The 702-nt window shown below is 73.9% G+C and carries 1 protein-coding gene; it reads left to right on the top strand.

Annotation, left to right across the window (positions count from 1 at the left end):
- Positions 1-702 (top strand): ROK family protein (locus tag IE109_RS32855; RefSeq protein ID WP_189555007.1); only part of this gene is annotated, 702 nt, incomplete at both ends.

Genomic DNA, 702 nt, shown 5'->3' with positions numbered 1-702 from the left:
GGAGGAGGGGGCGGTGGTGCATGGTCAGACGATCGGGTGGGACGGGGTGCCGCTGGAGCGGTTGTTGCGTGAGTCGGCGGCGTTGCCGGCGTCGGTGCCGTATTTCATCGACAACGGTGCCAAGACGCTGGGGCAGGCGGAGATGTGGTTCGGGGCCGGGCGGGGGGCTCACAGTGCGGTGGTGGTGTTGTTCGGTTCGGGTGTGGGTGCGTGTGTGGTCACCGATGACCTGCGTTCGGGCCGGGCGGTGGAGTGGGGGCATCTGACGGTGCGGGTGCGGGGGCGGCGCTGCCGGTGCGGGGCGCTCGGGTGCCTGGAGGCGTACGCGGGTGCGGAGGCGTTGCTGGAGCGCTGGGCGGAGGCGGGCGGGCGTCCGCCGGCGGGGACGGACGAGGAAGCGGCGCTGACGGCGATGCTCGCCGCCGCCTACCCCGACACCACGGGCGAGGGGGGCGAGGCGGGTGCGCGGCGGCCGGATCCCACGGCGCTGGCGGTGCTGGAGGAGACGGCCGAGTACCTCGGCGCCGGCTTCTCCGACCTGATCAACCTCTTCCAGCCCGAACGCATCCTCGTCGGCGGCTGGGCCGGCCTCCAGCTCGGAGCCCGCTTCCTGGACTCCGTACGCACCCACGCCATGTCCTACGCCCTCACCCACCCCGCCGGCCGCGTCCGCATCGACCTCGGCACCCTCGGACCGGACGC

The sequence above is a fragment of the Streptomyces lavendofoliae genome (genome assembly GCF_014649735.1).
Lineage (GTDB): Bacteria > Actinomycetota > Actinomycetes > Streptomycetales > Streptomycetaceae > Streptomyces > Streptomyces lavendofoliae.
This window is presented reverse-complemented; position numbering and strand designations above follow the sequence as displayed.